Annotated in this window: 18 protein-coding genes and 1 tRNA gene; 18 read left to right on the forward strand and 1 reads right to left on the reverse strand. The window is 47.0% G+C overall.

The window, feature by feature from the left end; translation table 11 throughout:
• Window positions 1–56: 56 nt before the first annotated feature.
• Window positions 57–1,370, reverse strand: coding sequence for a DNA polymerase IV (gene dinB, locus AXE77_RS03990; RefSeq protein ID WP_165846056.1), 1,314 nt, complete (start codon window positions 1,368–1,370; stop codon window positions 57–59).
• Between the two features lie 102 nt (window positions 1,371–1,472).
• Here dinB and AXE77_RS03995 point away from each other — a divergent pair, with 102 nt between their 5' ends.
• The 18 genes from AXE77_RS03995 to rpsC all read left to right on the forward strand — a co-directional run bounded on the left by AXE77_RS03995 (window position 1,473) and on the right by rpsC (window position 18,846).
• The gene (locus AXE77_RS03995; RefSeq protein ID WP_116712238.1) at window positions 1,473–2,405 is read left to right on the forward strand and encodes an EamA family transporter; all 933 of its coding nucleotides are present in this window, start codon (window positions 1,473–1,475) and stop codon (window positions 2,403–2,405) included.
• A gap of 129 nt (window positions 2,406–2,534) precedes the next feature.
• Window positions 2,535–2,621 (forward strand) — tRNA-Ser (locus tag AXE77_RS04000).
• Between the two features lie 351 nt (window positions 2,622–2,972).
• Window positions 2,973–5,657, forward strand: coding sequence for a hypothetical protein (locus AXE77_RS04005; RefSeq protein ID WP_116712239.1), 2,685 nt, complete (start codon window positions 2,973–2,975; stop codon window positions 5,655–5,657).
• 202 nt (window positions 5,658–5,859) lie between these two features.
• On the forward strand, window positions 5,860–6,153 hold the full coding sequence (locus AXE77_RS04010; RefSeq protein WP_116712240.1) for a metal-sensitive transcriptional regulator: 294 nt from the start codon (window positions 5,860–5,862) through the stop codon (window positions 6,151–6,153).
• Between the two features lie 6 nt (window positions 6,154–6,159).
• Complete coding sequence (locus AXE77_RS04015) at window positions 6,160–6,816, forward strand: IMPACT family protein (protein WP_116712241.1); 657 nt, start codon at window positions 6,160–6,162, stop codon at window positions 6,814–6,816.
• A gap of 44 nt (window positions 6,817–6,860) precedes the next feature.
• Entirely contained in the window at window positions 6,861–7,493 is a 633-nt protein-coding gene (locus AXE77_RS04020; RefSeq protein ID WP_116712299.1) for an AbrB family transcriptional regulator, read from the forward strand.
• 168 nt (window positions 7,494–7,661) lie between these two features.
• Window positions 7,662–9,827, forward strand: coding sequence for a 4-alpha-glucanotransferase (gene malQ / locus AXE77_RS04025; protein ID WP_165846057.1), 2,166 nt, complete (start codon window positions 7,662–7,664; stop codon window positions 9,825–9,827).
• A gap of 304 nt (window positions 9,828–10,131) precedes the next feature.
• The gene (gene rplM / locus AXE77_RS04030; RefSeq protein ID WP_116712243.1) at window positions 10,132–10,581 is read left to right on the forward strand and encodes a 50S ribosomal protein L13; all 450 of its coding nucleotides are present in this window, start codon (window positions 10,132–10,134) and stop codon (window positions 10,579–10,581) included.
• Window positions 10,582–10,599: 18 nt separating this feature from the next.
• Window positions 10,600–11,088 (forward strand): 30S ribosomal protein S9, encoded by a 489-nt coding sequence (gene rpsI, locus AXE77_RS04035; protein WP_116712244.1) that lies wholly within the window; start codon window positions 10,600–10,602, stop codon window positions 11,086–11,088.
• A 423-nt stretch (window positions 11,089–11,511) separates the two neighbouring features.
• Window positions 11,512–14,214, forward strand: coding sequence for a bifunctional acetaldehyde-CoA/alcohol dehydrogenase (adhE, locus tag AXE77_RS04045; protein WP_116712245.1), 2,703 nt, complete (start codon window positions 11,512–11,514; stop codon window positions 14,212–14,214).
• Between the two features lie 330 nt (window positions 14,215–14,544).
• Window positions 14,545–14,853, forward strand: a complete 309-nt coding sequence (rpsJ, locus tag AXE77_RS04050) for a 30S ribosomal protein S10 (protein WP_003808013.1) — start codon at window positions 14,545–14,547, stop codon at window positions 14,851–14,853.
• A 16-nt stretch (window positions 14,854–14,869) separates the two neighbouring features.
• Window positions 14,870–15,520, forward strand: a complete 651-nt coding sequence (gene rplC / locus AXE77_RS04055) for a 50S ribosomal protein L3 (RefSeq protein ID WP_116712246.1) — start codon at window positions 14,870–14,872, stop codon at window positions 15,518–15,520.
• Window positions 15,521–15,525: 5 nt separating this feature from the next.
• Window positions 15,526–16,191 carry a 50S ribosomal protein L4 gene (rplD, locus tag AXE77_RS04060; RefSeq protein WP_116712247.1) on the forward strand — a complete coding sequence of 222 codons (666 nt, stop codon included), beginning with the start codon at window positions 15,526–15,528 and terminating at the stop codon, window positions 16,189–16,191.
• 5 nt (window positions 16,192–16,196) lie between these two features.
• On the forward strand, window positions 16,197–16,493 hold the full coding sequence (rplW, locus tag AXE77_RS04065; protein ID WP_004105515.1) for a 50S ribosomal protein L23: 297 nt from the start codon (window positions 16,197–16,199) through the stop codon (window positions 16,491–16,493).
• A 34-nt stretch (window positions 16,494–16,527) separates the two neighbouring features.
• Window positions 16,528–17,358: a 50S ribosomal protein L2 gene (rplB, locus tag AXE77_RS04070; RefSeq protein WP_116712248.1), complete on the forward strand. Its 831-nt coding sequence runs from the start codon at window positions 16,528–16,530 to the stop codon at window positions 17,356–17,358.
• A gap of 15 nt (window positions 17,359–17,373) precedes the next feature.
• Window positions 17,374–17,652, forward strand: coding sequence for a 30S ribosomal protein S19 (gene rpsS, locus AXE77_RS04075; RefSeq protein WP_004114357.1), 279 nt, complete (start codon window positions 17,374–17,376; stop codon window positions 17,650–17,652).
• A 16-nt stretch (window positions 17,653–17,668) separates the two neighbouring features.
• Window positions 17,669–18,028, forward strand: coding sequence for a 50S ribosomal protein L22 (gene rplV, locus AXE77_RS04080; protein WP_004105510.1), 360 nt, complete (start codon window positions 17,669–17,671; stop codon window positions 18,026–18,028).
• Window positions 18,029–18,030: 2 nt separating this feature from the next.
• Window positions 18,031–18,846: a 30S ribosomal protein S3 gene (gene rpsC / locus AXE77_RS04085; protein ID WP_116712249.1), complete on the forward strand. Its 816-nt coding sequence runs from the start codon at window positions 18,031–18,033 to the stop codon at window positions 18,844–18,846.
• Window positions 18,847–18,850: the final 4 nt, after the last annotated feature.

Here is an 18,850-nt window from a genome sequence, read left to right on the forward strand (position 1 = left end):
ACTCAGTGAGAAAAATCTCAAATCTCACCACACTAATATTCGTGCAACTAGAATTGCTATACCCCAAGGTGAGCAGCGTCGTTGCCGTATTTTTTGCGAACAGCGTCCAAAGCGTGCTCAGCGTGACGTAATCTAGTATTTTTATTCATAGTTGCGGTGTTATTTTTAAGCGTAGGATTTGCAGATTCGCGCGTATTTTCCTCCAGAATATCGTTGAGCGAAGGTTGCAGCGAAGCCTGGTCTGCAGAAACGAGATTATTCGCTGTAATGCCGGCTAAACGTACTGGGCTAAGCAATCTCGTACCTTTTCCGCCAAGTGCGTAATTGTGCACTGTTGGATTAGCTTTAGTAAGCAAAGTAACAGCATGCTGGTAAAACTCATGCGTTGAATCAGTTGCATTTCGCAAGGTGGAAGATTTAGTAACGTAATGAAGATCGCTAAAACGCAACTTTAGCGTTATCGTACGTGCCATAAGCTTACGTTTTCGTAATTGTTGAGTTACTTCTCTGCAGCATTGTTGCAGCAATTGTTGCACAATGTGTTCATCTGTTGTGTCAGTATCGAGGGTTTGTTCAGTGCCAATAGATTTTTCCGGAGCATTCGGAATTACAATGCGTTCATCTATGCCTCTGATGGATTGATGTACCATGCGCGCGCAAGATTTAGAGCCCGTTATGCGAATAAGTGTGGTTTCGTCAACATTTTTAAGTGATGTAATTGTAGACAATCCCCAAGTGTCAAACTTGTGAATTAAGGACGGACCAATTCCTGGTATTGCGCGCAAAGGCATTATTGATACAAAATTTTCGTTACATTCTCGCGGAATAAGAAGCATACCATTAGGTTTTGCGTTTGTTGAAGCCATTTTTGCAATAAGCTTATTGCTGGCAATGCCAACCGAGCACGTAATATGATATTTTTCAAATACTTCTTTTCGTATCCAAGCTCCAATATTTACGGGCGATTTCCATTGTAATAAAGCTGATTGCACATCTATATAGCACTCGTCAACGGAAACTTTTTCAACCTGGTCAGTAATACGCAAAAAAATTTCTTCAAAAATACTGTGGGAAACGCTTAAATAGTAACGCATGTCAACTGGTAAGAAAATTCCTTGCGGACAAAGACTTCGCGCTTTAACAATGGGCATAGCAGAATTGACTCCGTATGTGCGTGCTTCGTAGCTTGCTGCGGAAACGACAGCACGATTACCGGTGCCAATAATAATCGGTTTACCTTTAAGCTCCGGGTGTCTGGCAACCTCTAAAGAAGCATAAAACGCATCCATATCAACGTGCAGCATGGCGCAACCAGAGGTGTCGTGCCCCCAATCACGTTTTGCTGCTTGTACTCGTGGTGCTGTGCTCATAAATTTATAATAGAACAAACGTTCGATTTTATAAAGAAAAAAAGATTAAGGTTTTTGCGAAAAAGCGTATTTTCGACGCTATTGTAATGTAGGGTTGTTGCTATGAAGCAATTCGTTGTCAATCTTTTACACCGTATGCCTGTGCTGCTGATCATTGTTATTGAAGCTGCGATGGTGTACACGGCTACATCTGTGGCTAAAGTGGCGTTTAGCCAGCTTGATCCACTGTATGCAGTGTGGTATCGCGTTGGTTTTATGACGCTGCTGTTATTGGCTTGGCGCAGGCCGTTTTCGCATACGAAACGTAGCTTTTTGCCGAAAACTTTGCGCGAATGGGCTGTTGTTGTTGCGGTTGGAATTTCTTTAGTTGCTATGAATACCATGTTTTATGTGGCAATCAGCTGCATGCCGGTGGGTGTGGCTGTAACTATAGAATTTATTGGCCCTTTGCTTGTGGCGGTTATTACAGGACATGAGTGGCGTGAGCGAGTTGGTATGTTGATTGCGGTTTGCGGCATTATTGTGTTGGCTAGTGCTTCTATGCACAGTTCTGTAAGTCCGCATTTTCTCATTGGTTTATGCGCTATTCTTGTTGGCGGTTCAATGTGGGGAGTGTATATTGTTTCCGGACGCATGATTGCAAAAAGTTCGCATGCTATCGATCGTGTAAGCATTGCAGCGCTTATCGGTTGGCTTTTGCAATCTAGTGTCCTTGCTGTTCCTGCAGTGCAGCACGTTATTTCGCCTAAACCGGAAGCTACATGGGCTGCTCGCCCGGGCGGTTCCTTTGCTTTACTTGCGTTAATGTTGGTGATCGCAGTGTGTGCTTCTTTCTTCCCGACTTTGCTGGACCAAGTTTTATTAAAGCGCGTTACTTCCGCAAAATATTCTGTTATGCAGGCTCTGTATCCTGCGATTGCGGTTGTTATTGGCATGGGGTTTGGTGAGATTCCTACGTGGACGGATATTGTTGGAATAATACTTGTTATGTGTGCTGTGGTTGTTACATTTTCGGGTGATCATAATCCTGTGTAGGTGTGTACTAAAACAATGTGCGGTGGTTGCTTTTTGTATTTTGTAAGGTAAGTGTGTCGTTGGGCTTGTTTACAGTCCTCAAGAGGTGCTATAGTGTCAATCTGTTGCTGTTATGTACGGTGATTAATTGGAGTCATGCCTGAGTGGCCGATAGGGGCACCCTGCTAAGGTGTTAGTCGCGTAAGCGGCTCGAGAGTTCGAATCTCTCTGACTCCGCGTTCTGCTCCGAGCTGTTGTTTCAATGGTTCGGAGCTTTTTTTGTTGTCTGATTTTGGGGAATAACCCGGGGAATAATCCAAATAACCCGATCTTCCATTTGTGTCAAGTTACGTACGAAAATTTGTGGAATTGTGCACAACTATTACCTTTTAACCACATTGTCAAAAAAATATTTACGTTTGATTTATTAGCGACGATAGTGATGATATAAGCGTTTATAAAAGAACGCTTATGACAGATTAAGCAAATTTTTGCAAGAAGTAGCAGTTGAGAAGGATCTGTTCGATAGTTACAAAGTTGCTTACGAATCTGCGAGATTATATGAAGGGTTGGGTTAAGGAGATTATTATGAAAAAACCTTGGGGGAAACATAATAACGGGCATTTCGTTTATGAGAAGTTCAGTGTCTTAAAGCGAAAAAGTGCCAAAACTATTACTGCATTATTGGCTTCGCTTGTTGTCGTTCCTGCGTTGTGTTGTGCGCAAATGGCAATAGGTGATACAACGCCAGGATTCAACTATAGCAGTCCACATACCGGTTCTACTCATCTTGGACCGTATACGTGGGAACCTGGAAACGTAACATATTGCATTGAATCCGGTGTTGCCTGGGATGGTAAAGGTGACTGGAGAAGCGTTGATGACAAAGAATATCGTTTTGCTGCAACGCTTATTCAAAGATTTTCAGACGATTTTGCAGATATAGTACAAGCAGCTATTGCTTTCGATATTCATCAAAATATTGATGTAGAAAGGTCAAAATGGTATAAAGATCTGGAAAATGGTTTTAATGTCAATGTAGGCACTATTGGGCAGCTGTATAAGACTGCTGATGTATTGTGGAAAGACGCCAAAAGAAAAACGCCAATGAAAGCAAAAATCACCAATGAATATACTGATGCTAAGCGTGCTGGCGTGCTTCATGTCAAACTGCTTAACGATGACGGATCGCCAATAGAAGGCTTCCCTATGCGTGTAAGTTCTTCAAGCGATTTTATAAAATTTGATAATGGAGATTTTTACGTAGAAAAATCAACGGAGGCTCCAGTAGATATACCGTGGACTGCCACGGGGAATGGCAATGCGCGTATACGGGTTTCTTTTGAAGCTCCTCAAGCTGAAAGATTCTACTCGTCTAGCGGTAAGGATTTGGTGCGTTCAACAAAGAAGACGTGGTACAGAAGTACTGGTGAAGTGAATGTATCAGTAGATGTGCCGAAGGCTGATCCTCCTAAGGTAGATGTACCTCAGGGTAATCCGCCTAAGACAGATGTTCCTAAGACTGATCCTCCTGCTCATGAACAGCCGAAGACTAATCCACCAAAAGTGGAACAGACAAATGGCTCTGGTAATAACGGCAATTCTGGTAACAGTAATTCTGGTAATACAACGCAAGGTGAAAATAATAATAACCATGGAGCTGCAAATGGTGGTACAACTAATGGGAATGTTGCAGGAGCGGCTGGTGGCGTAACTGGTGGTGTAACTGGTGGCGCTGCTGGTGGCGTATTCAATGGTACGGCTGGTAATTCCACAAGTGATCCTCATAATCCTACTGTGGTAACTCCTGCGTCTGGAACAACTCACGGTGGTACAACGCCGAATACTGGTGCCGGTGGAGGTACTTCGGTTGATACGCATACTGGCACTGCAACTGGTGGTACTACTCAATCTGGCGGTACTACTCAGGCTGGTGGCGCTTCTCAGGCTGGTGGTTCTACTCAGGCTGGCGGTGCTTCTCAAACTGGTGGCGCTTCTCAGGCTGGCGGTAACTCGAACACAGCAAGCGGAACAACGAATACGGGTAATACAGGTAATACTGCAACGAACGGTACTACTACTACCACCACTCATGGTGAGCATAATCCTGGGGGTACCAGTGCCATGCCGTCTGTCGAAACTACTGCCGACGGCAATACTGTAGTAAACAATCAGCAAAATAGTGGTGCGTCTAGTTCTGCAGGTACGTCTGGTTCCGGTAAAAAAATTGCTCCTCACTCTGGTGATACGTCAACACATGATGACCCATCCGTAATGGGAGTAGTAAACACGAGTAATCAAGATTTGGTGAGTGTGAATAATCATGTTGCCTCTACCGTAAAAGAAGTATTGGATGCGTTGCATGCTTTGGGAGAACAGATAAAACTGTATTCCGCCGTATCTTCTGCTTACTCTAATACGTCACAACCGGTGAAGCAGCATAATACCACGCCTGGTGGGGGAGTTAATCCTTCTCCTGTAGCGGGTGCTGTTGGTGCAAGCAACGGTAGTGCTGCTGCGTCTAATATTAGCCCGGCTGCAGCAAGTAGCGCGTCTGCAACAAAAGCTGATTCAACTTCGGGTGTGAACAACGCTTCTCATGGCAATGCTGGTAATGCTGCAGTTGGCGCTGATAATGCTGGTAAAGCAAGTGCCACTGGTTCCAGCAATACTCGTATAGCAACTGCTGCTCGTGGTGTTTCTACAGATGGCAGCAATCCGCATGCGGCAACTAAGAATGACGCTACATCTTCCGCAACTGCTGGTACGAACGCAACTGCTGGTACGAACGCAACTGCGACACATTCCTCTGCTGGCAAGAATATTCAGCAAACTGCGAATAATCAGCATGAATTACAGCACAAGGAAACGTATCCTGGAGCTAAAACCAGTGGCAACAATGCTTACGAGGGTGCTTCCAAGGGTAGTTACGAAGGTGACTACAAGGGTGCTTATGCTGGTACAAATCGTAAAGACCAACGTAGCAATCACGACAATACCGGTAGCAACGCTAATGGCAATTACTCTGAAGGCTATGACGGTGATGAAAGTGATGATGAAGGGAATGGTTACGAGAGAACTAACGCAACTTCGGCTTCACTCGCAGATACCGGTACTACCACAACGTTAGTAATGGTGTGCGCACTGATTTTGCTTACTCTCGCAGGTGGTATAACTTTAGGTCGCTGCACTTCTGGTACTCCTCGTCATGGTCGCCAGCGCTCGTTTGAAGGCAATAACAGCCTCCCGGCAATGCGTCGTAGGCATGTATAAAAAATTGCATAATTGCTGAATAAAAGAATTTGACGCGTTAACTTATAGTATTTTTGCAGGAAAAAATACAGTTTCGCGTCAAATTTTTTGTAAAATGCTGTATATTGGTGCATAATATTGACATGCAGCGTTAGCATATATACAAGAGTTTGGGTGATGATGTCTAACGTTTGCAGAGTAAAGTTTAGATATGGAGTATACGATGGACGAATATGATATTGACAAGAACAAGCTGCTAGTTCGCTTGCATCGAGTACAAGGGCAGCTTACTGCAATCAATACCATGATTCAAAACGATGCATCTTGTCAAGACGTGCTTATGCAGCTTTCCGCAGCGACTGCCGCTCTCCACTCGTTGGCAGTTGTCACCGCTCGTGAACATATTAGCCGTCAAGTACATCATGCTGCAAAAGTTGGTAACGAAGAGTGCACAAAAGAAACGGTAGAAGATATTGACAATATCGTCGATCGTTTGTTGCGCTACGAAAAGGCTTAAGCGCTAGTGCCTGATTCTTGCAATCTACTGCATACAGTCCGTCAACTTGCTGCGGCGTCGGCTTGTGATTCTTTTATTGAGAAAAAGTCAGAATTCATTGGCAATATCTGCCATATTGAAACGCTTGATGAGGCTATCGAATTTACGCAGTCGGTAAGGGATGTGCATCCAAAAGCGCGGCATGTTGCTTATGCTGCAATATGCGGTTCAACAGGGGCTCAGTTATGCGAGCGCATGAGTGATGACGGGGAACCTTCTGGTACAGCCGGTAAGCCGATACTTGATGTGCTTCGTGCTGCAGAGTTAACCGATTGCGTGGTGACGGTGACGCGTTACTTCGGTGGAATATTATTAGGTTCTGGTGGCTTAACGCGAGCGTATGCTAGAGCTGCGAGTATGGCTGTTTCGGCTGCAGATATTGTTGATATTATTCCTTGTATTCGCTTTGTCTGTACGCTTAAATACCAGCAGTTGCGCATGTTGCAGCATATTGTGTCTACAATAGAAGGCGTTGTTGATTCTGAAACGTACGGTGCGGATATTTGTCTTACTATTGCTGTGCCTGTGCTGCAATCTGAAGAATTTCTGCGGATGGTGCAAAATTCTTTTTCTGGCAGCATTGTGCCTCGAGAAGACGGAAAGGTGAACAAAGTCCGTGCTTGATGGCGCGTAGTAAACGCGTGGTGAAAAAATATCAAGGTGATTCCATGTGTGATACTAACCATGCTGATTGCAATCAGGATACGGATTATGAGCCGCTAACTGCTGTTTATGAGCATTTGCGTCATAGTCAGGATTCCGCAGAACTTCACGAATTTGCTCGCAGAAACTTGCCGGAACGTTCCGATCAAGCCGCTTTTTCTCGAGCAACTTCTCTTCTTGAAGCTGTTGCTGGTAATGCGAATACTCCGGAAGAAGACCGAATCTACTTAGCTACTTCAATGCCATTCCCAAATATATTAGTTAAGCTTTCAGAAGACGCATCCGACGATGTGCGTTTAGCTGTTGCAGAAAATCACGATGCTAAAAATTGGCTTGTTGGAAGACTTACTAAAGATTCTTGCCCTAAAGTTCGCGATGCGGCTTTGTGTAATCCAAAAGCATCGTGGAAGATGCGTTTAGAAGGCGCTCAATGCGAGGGTGTAGGTGGGGAAACTTTGAAATATCTTGCATCTCTTGGAGTTAGTGTAGAAGAAAACGCGCCAACCGTATTAGCAACTATGGTGCGTAGGGCGGTTGCGCTAAATCCTGGAGTGCCACAAAATATTTTGCAAGCTCTATGCAACGATAAAGCGGAGGATGTTGCTTTGGCGGCGCGCAGCCGTTGCCCACGTGAATAGTTACCTGTATATTAACTGTTGATAGCTATGAAAATATCGTCAGCAATACGTTTGAAGTGAATCTTTGATCTTATTGCTTATGTCGAAAGTAATGGTGAATTTGCGCATAATATGCGAAAGTTCGCAGTCCTTCGATGTGTGACTTAATAATAGATTACGATGGAAAATATGAACAATACAACAGAAGAAGTAACGGCGACGTCGCCACTGCATCGGTTAGCAGAATTAATGGGCGTTGGCGTGCGTTATGTTGGCTCCGATAATAAAGAACACGAAATTCAGGATAATGTTTTAGTGTCCGTATTGGGCGCTTTAGGTGTGGATGCTTCTAGCGAGGACGCAATAGAAAAGTCCACGCAAGATATTTTGGCTTATCGTCACGGTCGTATTATTGCGCCAACCGTTTTACATACCGTAGGTCAGTGTGACGAAGTTACTGTAAACACTGGTATTCTTGAGTATCCAGTAGCGACATTGACGTTGGAAAATGGCGAAAAATATAACGGTGATTTAGTTATTGTTCCTAATGAACACGATGTAGCTTACCCGGTGAATGGTAAGTTTGTGGCAACTTCATTGGTAAAGATTCCTGCGGACGTTCCTATGGGTTACCATACGTTGCGTGTGACTGTTGGTGAGTGTTCTGAAGAAGCAACTCTTATTAGCGCTCCAGAAAGCATTGATACATTAAATTCTCTTGAAGCTAATGGTGAGCAACTTTGGGGATGGATGGCTCAGCTTTACTCCATTCGTTCCTCTAAGTCGTGGGGAGTTGGAGATTTTGCCGATTTGGCTACGCTTCTTACTGAAGCTAAGCAGAAGACTGGCGCTGATTTTGTTCTTATTAATCCAATGCACGCTGGCGAGCCGGTAGCTCCTCTTACGCCTTCTCCATATCTTCCTGTTGCGCGCGGTATGGTGAATATGACGTATATTCATCCAGAAAATATTCCTGAATACGCGACTTTGGACGATGCTACGCGCGGAGAAATTGATAATTTGCATGGTCAAGTAGAGCCGTTGAATAGCGATGCGCAAATTATTGATCGTGATTCCATGTGGCGCGTTAAAATGCGTGCGCTGTGGCTGATTTTTAAAGCGGGTATGTCACAAGATCGTGCTCAAGAGTTCGAGTTATTCAAGCAGGAAATGGGCGATCGACTTGAGTCGTACGCAACGTGGTGCTTGTGCTACGACAAGTGGGGTGCTCCAAAGGGCAATAATTGCTGGGAGCGTACACTTACTAAGGATTCGGATCAGGTGCGTGAGTTGGCTGAGCGTTTCCCGGATACGCTTGAGTTTTATCGTTGGCTTGAGTGGGTTGCTTTCTCTCAGTTGCATGACGCTCAGGTTGCTGCGCGCGAAGCTGGTATGAAAATTGGCATTATGTCTGATATGGCTGTTGGCGTGCATCCAGCAGGCTCTGAAGTTTGGTGGAATCCGGAGCGTTTTGCTAATGGAGCTACCGTTGGTGCGCCGCCTGATTACTTTAACCAGCAGGGCCAGGATTGGTCTCAGCCTCCTTTGCACCCGTTTGAACTCGAGCGCACTGGTTTCCGCACTTACAGGGATATGGTTCATGGCATGTTTGCATCTGCTGGTGCTGTGCGAATTGATCACATTCTGGGGCTTTTCCGCTTGTGGTGGATTCCAGAAGGTTCGGCTCCGAGCGGTGGTGCTTACGTTTACTACGATGCTGATATTATGCTTGGCATTTTGGCTATTGAGGCCACTCGTGCTCACGGTGTTGTAGTAGGTGAAGATCTTGGTGTGCTTCCAGCAAATGCTATTGACGTGTTGCGTAAGAAGGCTGTGCTTGGCTGCACTGTTGAATGGTTTGAAGTGCTAGATGGTGAGTTCCGTACTCCAGATAAATGGCGCGAAATGACGCTTGCTTCGGTAAATACGCACGATATGCCTCCTGCTGCAGGTTATTTGCGCTACGAACATGTGAATATTCGTGAACGCTTGCATTTGCTCACCGGCTCCGTGGAAGAATTCCGTGCTGGCGCTGAAGCTGAACATCGCGCTATGCTGCGTATGTTAGTTAAGAGCAAGTATTTAGATGCGCAGTTGCTTGAGGATGAAGAAGCTCATACTCAGGAGATTGTTGAAGCATTGCATCGCGCTTTGAAGGATGCTCCTTCACGTTTGTTGGCTGCTTCTTTGGTGGACGCCGTTGGTGAGTGCCGCGCGCAGAACCAGCCTGGAACGAATGACGAATATCCTAATTGGCGTATTCCGTTAGCTGACGATGACGGCAATCCAGTATCTTTGGACAATATGTTTGATTTGCCGCGCGTGCAATCGTTGGCTGCGATTATGAACGCCTAACAATATGACGAGTATGCGATGATTTGTTGCGCATATCGTATTGCATTTGGTATTACGTTTCGTATATTAAATGTTTTGCGATATGCGCGCATGTCGTCTCAGCCTTATATAACAATAGACACTTGCAAGTAGTCGTAACTTCGCGATATACTTGCAGATTGTTGTGTTTCCCTAAGGGGTCCTTCAAAGCGCTTTTCCCACTCGCCATCGAGGACTTTCAGGGAGCCCACGGATTATGAGTAACGTATTTTCTATAAACCAAGAAAATGCAACGCTCGAAACACAATAGAGAAAAGGTACGATTGTGAAGACTTTCACACCGAAACCAGCAGATTTAACTCATGACTGGTACATCATCGATGCCACTGACGTGGTACTTGGTCGTTTGGCCTCTCAGGTAGCAATTTTGCTGCGTGGTAAGAATAAGCCAACGTTTGCTCCTCACGCTGATTCTGGCAATCACGTTATTATTATTAACGCAGAAAAGATTGCTTTGACCGGCAACAAGTTGAGCAAGGAACTGTATTCCCACTCTGGTCGTCCAGGTGGCCTTCGTCGTGACAGCTATGCAGAGCTTTTGGAGAAGAATCCAAAGCACATCATCATGGCTGCCGTCAAGGGTATGCTTCCAAAGAATCGTCTTGCTAAGGTGCAGCTCGATCGCCTTCGTGTGTTCACTGGCGCTGAGCATCCGCACACTTCGCAGAAGCCACAGGTCTTCGAGATCGCTCAGGTCTCTCAGCAGGCTAAGTGAGATCAAGGAGAATAGATTATGGCAGAAAATAACAACTCCGCGGTTCTTGAAAACGAAGAAGAACTGACTAGCTACACCACTGAAACTAACGCTGGTGCTGGTACCGGCACTTCCGCAATCGAGCCAGGCTACGGCACTGGTCGTCGTAAGGAAGCCGTGGCTCGCGTGCGTTTGGTTCCAGGCTCTGGCAAGTGGACTATTAATGGTCGCACTTTGGAAGAGTACTTCCCATCCCGCTTATTGCAGCGCGAAGTAAATTCTCCAATCGTGTTGCTCAAGCTTGAAGGCAAGTTTGACGTTGTCGTTCTCGTGGACGGCGGCGGTACCACCGGTCAGGCTGGCGCTATTCGTTTGGGCGTGGCTCGTGCTTTGAATGCTATCGATCACGATGCAAACCGTGCTGCTTTGAAGAAAGCTGGCTTGCTTACTCGCGACGCTCGCGTCGTGGAACGCAAGAAGGCAGGTTTGCACAAGGCACGTCGTGCACCTCAGTTCTCGAAGCGTTAAGTTTCGCAGAATTTATATTTTACAAATGGCTTCTGGCTTTGGTCAGGGGCCATTTTTTATACCAACCGTAAATACTGCCAATTGCAAATGGCGACAACTATAAATGGCGACAACTATAAAATGGCAACAACGGTAAATGTTACAAATAGTGTGTAAGTTACTGTCGAATCGAACATTCTAGAAAATTTACACGATAATCGCACATAAATAATTACAAATAAACACAAATAACGAACAATATAGCATAAAGCTCGCTCATAAAAGCGCAACTCGCTGCAAAGATGCAAAAGTACAGCAAATCGGCTAAATTGTGACTTGTATCACAAAATTACTGTGAATAGCAATAGGCAAAAAATATTTGCTATTAGTACTGATATTAATGCCGCTATTAATGCCGTTAGTGAAGATCAAGGAGGACCACTCATGGTTGAGGCACAGAAAAAAGCCGAAACAGAGTCGAAGACCGTTGACGATGTTGAATTGGCAGCGCAGCAAGAGGTTGATCAACTTGTTGAAAAAGCGTCAAAGGCCTTAGATGAATTTGAAAAGCTTAATCAGCAGCAAATTGATCATATTGTTGCTAAAGCGTCTGTTGCAGCACTGAATAAGCATTTAGTGCTTGCAAAAATGGCAGTTGACGAAACTGGACGCGGACTTGTTGAAGATAAAGCAACTAAAAACATTTTCGCGTGCGAACATATTACGCATTACTTGGCTGGACAGAAAACAGTTGGAATTATTCGAGAAGATGACGTTCTCGGAATTGACGAAATTGCTGAGCCTGTCGGTATCGTAGCTGGCGTAACTCCGGTTACGAACCCAACTTCAACCGCAATCTTCAAGTCACTTATTGCACTGAAAACTCGCTGCCCAATTATTTTCGGATTCCATCCTTTCGCTCAAAAGTGTTCTTCTGAAGCCGCTCGAGTTGTTCGCGATGCAGCTATAGCTGCCGGCGCTCCTAAAGATTGTATTCAGTGGATTGAGCATCCTTCTATTGCCGCTACCGGCGCTTTAATGAAGCATCCTAAGATTGCAACAATTCTTGCAACCGGCGGACCTGGCATGGTTAAAGCTGCATATTCTTCCGGAAAACCAGCACTTGGCGTCGGCGCAGGAAACGCACCTGCCTACGTCGACAGCGATGTCGATATTTCGCGCGCTGCAAACGATTTGATTCTTTCAAAGCATTTTGATTACGGAATGATTTGCGCAACTGAGCAGGCAATTATTGCGAATAAAGATGTGTATGATCCGCTGCTTAAGGAATTGAAGCGTCGTAAGGCTTACGTTGTTAACGCCGACGAAAAAGCAAAGCTTGAGCAGTATATGTTTGGCTGCACATCATATTCTGGGCAAACTCCGAAGCTAAATTCCGTTGTTCCTGGTAGGTCTCCGCAATATATTGCGCACGAAGCTGGCTTTGAAATTCCAGAAGACGCTGTGATTTTAATTGCTGAGTGCAAGGAAGTTGGCGAAATGGAGCCGCTTACTATGGAAAAGCTCGCTCCTGTACATGCCATGCTTCGCGCAGAAAATAAGGAACAAGGCTTTAAGATGTGTGAGCAAATGCTCGTGCATGGAGCTGGACATACTGCGGTAATCCACACGAATAATCAGGATCTTGTTCGTGAGTACGGTGTTCGCATGCACGCTTGCCGAATTATTTGGAATTCCCCAGGATCTCTTGGTGGCGTCGGTGATATTTACAATGCGATTGCTCCGTCACTGACGCTTGGATGTGGATCTTATGGCGGAAATTCTGTTTCTGGCAACGTACAGGCTGTAAATCTTCTCAATATTAAGCGCATCGCACGAAGGAATAATAATATGCAATGGTTCAAGATTCCGGCTAAAACTTATTTTGAGCCGAATGCTATTCGTTATTTGAAGGATATGTACGGTGTTGAGCGCGCAGTTATTGTGTGCGATAAGGTTATGGAGCAACTTGGCGTAGTCGATAAGATTATTGACCAGCTTCGCGCTCGAGATAATCGCGTTACTTTCCGTATTATTGATTACGTTGAGCCTGAGCCAAGCGTTGAAACGGTTGAGCGCGGTGCTGCAATGATGCGTGACGAATTCCAGCCAGACACGATTATTGCTGTCGGCGGCGGTTCTCCAATGGACGCTTCGAAGATTATGTGGCTTATGTATGAGCATCCGGAGATTTCTTTCGCGGATTTGCGCGAAAAGTTCTTCGATATTCGTAAGCGTGCATTTAAGATTCCGCCTCTTGGAAACAAAGCTAAGCTCGTTTGCATACCAACTTCTTCCGGAACCGGCTCTGAAGTTACGCCTTACGCCGTTATTACCGACCACAAGACTGGCTACAAGTATCCTATTACGGATTACGCTTTAACCCCATCCGTTGCAATCGTCGATCCTGTGCTTGCTCGTACGCAGCCTCGCCGTTTGGCTTGCGACTCTGGTTTTGATGCGTTAACGCACGCTATGGAAGCTTACGTATCTGTTTACGCAAATGATTTCACGGATGCAATGGCACTTCACGCTTCAAAGCTTATTTGGGAAAATCTGAACGATTCTGTAAATTCGGAAGATTCTCAGCGCAAGATTGAAGCGAAAGAAAAAATGCACAACGCAGCTACTATGGCAGGTATGGCTTTTGGCTCCGCATTCCTCGGCATGTGCCACGCTATGGCCCATACTATTGGTGCTTTGTGCCATGTTGTACACGGTCATACGAACGCAATTCTGTTGCCTTACGTTATTCGTTACAATGGTCAGATTCCACAAGAGCCAACTAGCTGGCCAAAGTATAATCATTACGTTGCGCTTGAAAGGTATCAGGAGATTGCTAAGAATCTTGGCGTTGATCCAGGTAAGACTCCTGAAGAAGGCGTCGAGAATCTTGCGCGCGCTGTTGAAGAGTATCGAAACGAAAAGCTCGGAATGGATGCTTCGTTTAAGGCTTGTGGCGTAGATGAAGAGTACTACTGGTCGATACTTGACAATATCGGCATGCGCGCTTATGAAGATCAGTGCGCTCCTGCAAATCCTCGTATTCCACAGATTGAGGATATGAAGGATATTGCCATCGCTGCATACTACGGTGTTTCTCAAGAAGAAGGTCATCGTTTGCGTATGGAACGTGAAGCAAAGTAAGTTTTGCATATTTAGTTAATAATGGCAGAAGCTGCACTAACTGTAGTTTCTGCCATTTTTTATTGGAAAATAGTCGATTAATAGTCGACACTTTAACCGACACGCCCGGTTTTTAATAATCGAAGGTTGATGGTTTAATTACTTAGTTGCCTGTTTTAAGGCTCGCATATTGAATCAAAAAAAGCGAGCGCGGAAGCGAAAATTTTTTCAAACGGAAGAATTTTTGATGCTGCGCACTGATGTGGAATGACCTTGAGTGTCTATTCTCGCCGGTGTCCTTGAATTCAGGTTGGTAAACAGTAAACGAATCGCTAGAAAGGGCGGACGGCAATGGCGGGACAGAAAATCCGCATCAGGCTTAAGTCCTATGACCATGAGGTCATCGACCAATCGGCGAAAAAAATCGTCGAGACGGTGACGAACGCGGGTGCTACTGTAGTGGGCCCGGTTCCTCTGCCGACCGAGAAGAACGTGTTTGTTGTTATTCGTTCTCCTCACAAGTATAAGGATTCTCGCGAGCATTTCGAGATGCGCACTCATAAGCGCCTCATTGACATCGTAGATCCAACGCCAAAGGCTGTGGATTCTTTGATGCACATTGACCTGCCTGCGGATGTAAACATCGAGATCAAGCTGTAGGAAGGGGGAGAATCTAATGTCGCAGAATAAGAATCGCACTGCTTTGCTCGGCCGCAAGCTGGGTATGTCGCAGGTTTGGGATGAAAACGGCTTGTTCGTCCCCGTAACTCTGGTTGAGGTTGCTACCAACGTTGTAACCGCTGTAAAGACCGTAGAAACTGACGGCTATTGCGCCGTACAGCTCGGTTATGGCCAGATTGATCCTACCAAGGTGACTAAGCCATTGGCTGGTCATTTTGCTAAGGCTGGTGTTACTCCTCGTCGTCACCTCGCTGAGGTGCGCACGGAGAACGCAGCAGAGTATCAGCCAGGTCAGGAATTGACTGCTGAATTGTTCGCTGAGGGTTCTGAAGTAGATGTCACGGGCACTACCAAGGGTAAGGGCTTTGCTGGCACCATTAAGCGTTGGGGCTTTAAGTCCTATCGTCGTACTCACGGCTCGCACAAGAACGAACGCCGCCCAGGTTCTGTGGGCGCTTGCGCAACTCCAAGCCGCATTTTGAAGGGCAAGCGTATGGCTGGTCGCATGGGTCATGTGACTTCCACCGCGCTCAACCTCACCATCGTTTCTTCGGATGTCGAGAACGGCATTCTCGCTATTAAGGGCGCTATTCCAGGTCCTAAGGGCGCAATCGTTCTCGTCCGTTCGGCAGTGAAGGGAGCCTGATAATTATGGCAAACGTAACTCTGAACGTCACTGATACTAAGGGCAATGCCAACGGTACCGTTGAAGCTCCTGCTGAAATTTTCGGCATCTCCAACGAAGACATTTTGGCTCACGGCCCACTGGTTCATCAGGTCGTCATCGCTCAGCTTGCTGCTGCTCGCCAGGGCACTCATGCTGTGAAGAATCGTGCTAATGTTTCCGGCGGCGGTAAGAAGCCATGGAAGCAGAAGGGCACCGGTCGTGCTCGCCAGGGTTCCATTCGTGCTCCACAGTGGGTACATGGTGGCGTTGTTCACGGTCCAGTTCCTCGCAAGTACGATCAGCGCACCCCGAAGAAGATGAAGGCAGCTGCTCTTCGTTACGTTCTTTCGGATCGTGCAAATGCTGGACGTATCGCTGTTGTTGACTTTGGTATTAAGGATGTTCCATCCACCAAGGCAGCTGTTGCAGCGCTTACTCCTGTGACCAAGAACCAGTTCACTACTGTGGTGCTCTCTCGTGAGAACATCAATGAGTGGATGTCTGTACGCAACATTCCAACGGTGCATGTGATCTTCGCTGATCAGCTCAACACCTACGATGTTGTTACAGCTCAGTACGTCGTCTTCTCCAAGGAAGGCTTTGACGCCTTCGTTGCTGCTAAGACCGAGCCTGTCGTTAAGGAGGCCTGATTTCAATGGTCGCAGTCCATAACCCAGCACATGACGTAATTCTTAAGCCGGTTGTTTCTGAAAAGAGCTATGCCGCTTCTGATCGTGGCCAGTACACTTTCGTAGTGGCTCCAGATGCGAACAAGGTTCAGATCAAGCAGGCTATCGAAGAAATCTTCAAGGTCAAGGTGACAAACGTTAACACCCTGAACCGCGCTGGCAAGTTGAAGCGCTCTCGCACCGGTTTCGGCCGTCGTGTGAACCAGAAGCGCGCTATTGTCACCGTGGCTGAAGGTCAGACGATTGACATCTTTGGTAACTGAAGGCTAGCCGAGAAAAGTAAAGGAATACTATATTATGGCTATCCGCGTTTATAAGCCGACGACTGCAGGCCGTCGCAACGCATCGGTTTCGGATTTTGCCGAGATCACGCGCTCCACGCCTGAAAAGTCATTGGTACGCAAACTCAGCAAGACTGGTGGTCGTAACTCTTACGGCCGCATGACTTCTCGCCATCGCGGCGGCGGTCACAAGCGTCAGTACCGTCTCATCGATTTTAAGCGTTGGGACAAGGATGGCGTGCCAGCAAAGGTCGCACATATTGAGTACGACCCTAACCGTTCCGCTCGCATCGCACTGCTGCATTATGCAGATGGTGAGAAGCGTTACATTATCGCTCCTGAAGGCATTGCCCAGGGTGATGTTATTGAGACTGGTGCTCAGGCTGATATTAAGCCAGGTAACAACCTGCCTCTGAAGAACATCCCAACCGGTACTGTGGTTCACGCAATTGAGCTTCGTCCACTTGGTGGCGCAAAGATTGCTCGTTCTGCTGGTGCTGCCGTTCAGCTCGTCGCTAAGGATGGTGCCTACGCTCAGTTGCGTATGCCATCTGGCGAAATTCGTAACGTGGACGCTCGTTGCCGCGCTACAGTTGGCGAGGTTGGTAATTCCGATCATGCCAACATTGAGCTTGGTAAGGCAGGTCGCGCACGTTGGCTTGGTCGTAGGCCAATCACCCGAGGCGAATCCATGAACCCTGTGGACCATCCACATGGTGGTCGTACCCGTGGTGGCAAGCCGCCAGTTTCTCCATGGGGCAAGGGCGAAGTTCGTACACGTCGTCCAAAGAAGGCTTCGAACAAGATGATTGTTCGTCGTCGCCCGAATGGTAAGAACCGCAAGTAAGGGAGTGTCGAATAGATGACTCGTAGCATCAAGAAGGGCCCTTTCGTCGACGCCCACTTGCAGAAGAAAGTCGACGAGCAAAACGACAAGGGTACGCACAACGTCATCAAGACGTGGTCGCGTCGTTCGATGATCACTCCTGATTTTATTGGACATACCTTTGCTGTACATGATGGCCGCAAGCATGTGCCGGTATTCGTTACCGAAGCCATGGTTGGTCATAAGCTCGGTGAGTTCGCCCCGACCAAGACCTTCAAGGGTCATGTGAAGGACGACAAAAAGGCACGCCGCTAAAGGAGAGTTAGGACACATGGAAGCTAAAGCAATCGCTCGTCACGTCCGCGTGACGCCGCGCAAGGCTCGCCGCATGGTCGACCTCATCCGAGGCAAGCGTGCAAGCGAAGCTATTACCATTTTGAAGTTTGCTCCTCAGGACGCATCATTGCCGGTGCGTAAGGTTCTCGAAAGCGCGATTGCTAACGCTCGCGTAAAGGCTGAAAAAGCCGGTGAACCATTCCGTGAGCAGGACTTGGTCATCAAGGAAACCTACGTGGATGAGGGTGTAACGCTTAAGCGTTTCCGCGCTCGTGCACAAGGTCGCGCTGCGCGCATTAACAAGCGCACCAGCCATATCACTGTTATCGTCTCGCTTAAGGAAGGAGCCCGCTAAAGATGGGTCAGAAGATCAATCCTTTCGGCTATCGCCTGGGCATCACTGAGAATCATCGTTCTAAGTGGTTCTCCGACTCCAGCAAGGCTGGCGAGCGTTATCGTGACTTCGTCCTTGAGGATGACAAGATTCGCAAGGAAATGAGCCATGACCTCGAGCGTGCTGGCGTATCTCGCATCGTTATCGAGCGTACTCGTGATCGCGTGCGCGTCGATATTCACACCGCTCGTCCGGGTATTATTATCGGTCGTCGTGGCGCTGAAGCTGAGCGCGTTCGCGCAAAGCTCGAGAAGCTCACAGGCAAGCAAGTACAGCTCAACATCTTTGAGGTGAAGAATGCTGCACTTGACGCTCAGTTGGTTGCTCAGGGAATTGCGGAACAGTTGACAAACCGCGTTACATTCCGTCGCGCTATGCGTAAGGCACAGCAGGACGCAATGCGTGCAGGTGCCAAGGGTATCCGTATTAAGCTCTCCGGTCGTCTTGGTGGCGCCGAAATGAGCCGTTCTGAGTTCTATCGTGAGGGTCGCGTTCCACTGCAGACCCTTCGTGCCCTGATTGATTATGGCTTCTTTGAAGCCAAGACCACTTACGGCCGTATTGGCGTAAAGGTCTGGATTTACAAGGGTGATATGACCGAGCGTGAGTTTGAAGAGCAGCAGGCTCAGCAGGGTAAGCGTGAAGGCCGTCGTGGCGATCGTCGTCCACGTCGTGGCGCACGTCCTGCTAACCAGCAGAAGGCTGCTGAAGCACAGGCTGAAAAGCCAGCTGAAGCTGCAGCTGCTGAGGCTCCTGCCGCAACGGAAACGAAGGAGTGAGCAG

The sequence above is a fragment of the Gardnerella massiliensis genome, assembly GCF_003408845.1.
In the GTDB taxonomy this organism is placed as follows: Bacteria; Actinomycetota; Actinomycetes; order Actinomycetales; family Bifidobacteriaceae; genus Bifidobacterium; species Bifidobacterium vaginale_H.

Coding starts and splice junctions, on each gene's coding strand:
- dinB (WP_165846056.1), bottom strand. CDS start 1,370: ATGAGCACAGCACCACGAGTACAAGCAGCAAAACGTGATTGGGGGCAC.
- AXE77_RS03995 (WP_116712238.1), top strand. CDS start 1,473: ATGAAGCAATTCGTTGTCAATCTTTTACACCGTATGCCTGTGCTGCTG.
- AXE77_RS04005 (WP_116712239.1), top strand. CDS start 2,973: ATGAAAAAACCTTGGGGGAAACATAATAACGGGCATTTCGTTTATGAG.
- AXE77_RS04010 (WP_116712240.1), top strand. CDS start 5,860: ATGGACGAATATGATATTGACAAGAACAAGCTGCTAGTTCGCTTGCAT.
- AXE77_RS04020 (WP_116712299.1), top strand. CDS start 6,861: ATGTGTGATACTAACCATGCTGATTGCAATCAGGATACGGATTATGAG.
- malQ (WP_165846057.1), top strand. CDS start 7,662: ATGAACAATACAACAGAAGAAGTAACGGCGACGTCGCCACTGCATCGG.
- rpsI (WP_116712244.1), top strand. CDS start 10,600: ATGGCAGAAAATAACAACTCCGCGGTTCTTGAAAACGAAGAAGAACTG.
- adhE (WP_116712245.1), top strand. CDS start 11,512: ATGGTTGAGGCACAGAAAAAAGCCGAAACAGAGTCGAAGACCGTTGAC.
- rpsJ (WP_003808013.1), top strand. CDS start 14,545: ATGGCGGGACAGAAAATCCGCATCAGGCTTAAGTCCTATGACCATGAG.
- rplC (WP_116712246.1), top strand. CDS start 14,870: ATGTCGCAGAATAAGAATCGCACTGCTTTGCTCGGCCGCAAGCTGGGT.
- rplD (WP_116712247.1), top strand. CDS start 15,526: ATGGCAAACGTAACTCTGAACGTCACTGATACTAAGGGCAATGCCAAC.
- rplW (WP_004105515.1), top strand. CDS start 16,197: ATGGTCGCAGTCCATAACCCAGCACATGACGTAATTCTTAAGCCGGTT.
- rplB (WP_116712248.1), top strand. CDS start 16,528: ATGGCTATCCGCGTTTATAAGCCGACGACTGCAGGCCGTCGCAACGCA.
- rpsS (WP_004114357.1), top strand. CDS start 17,374: ATGACTCGTAGCATCAAGAAGGGCCCTTTCGTCGACGCCCACTTGCAG.
- rplV (WP_004105510.1), top strand. CDS start 17,669: ATGGAAGCTAAAGCAATCGCTCGTCACGTCCGCGTGACGCCGCGCAAG.
- rpsC (WP_116712249.1), top strand. CDS start 18,031: ATGGGTCAGAAGATCAATCCTTTCGGCTATCGCCTGGGCATCACTGAG.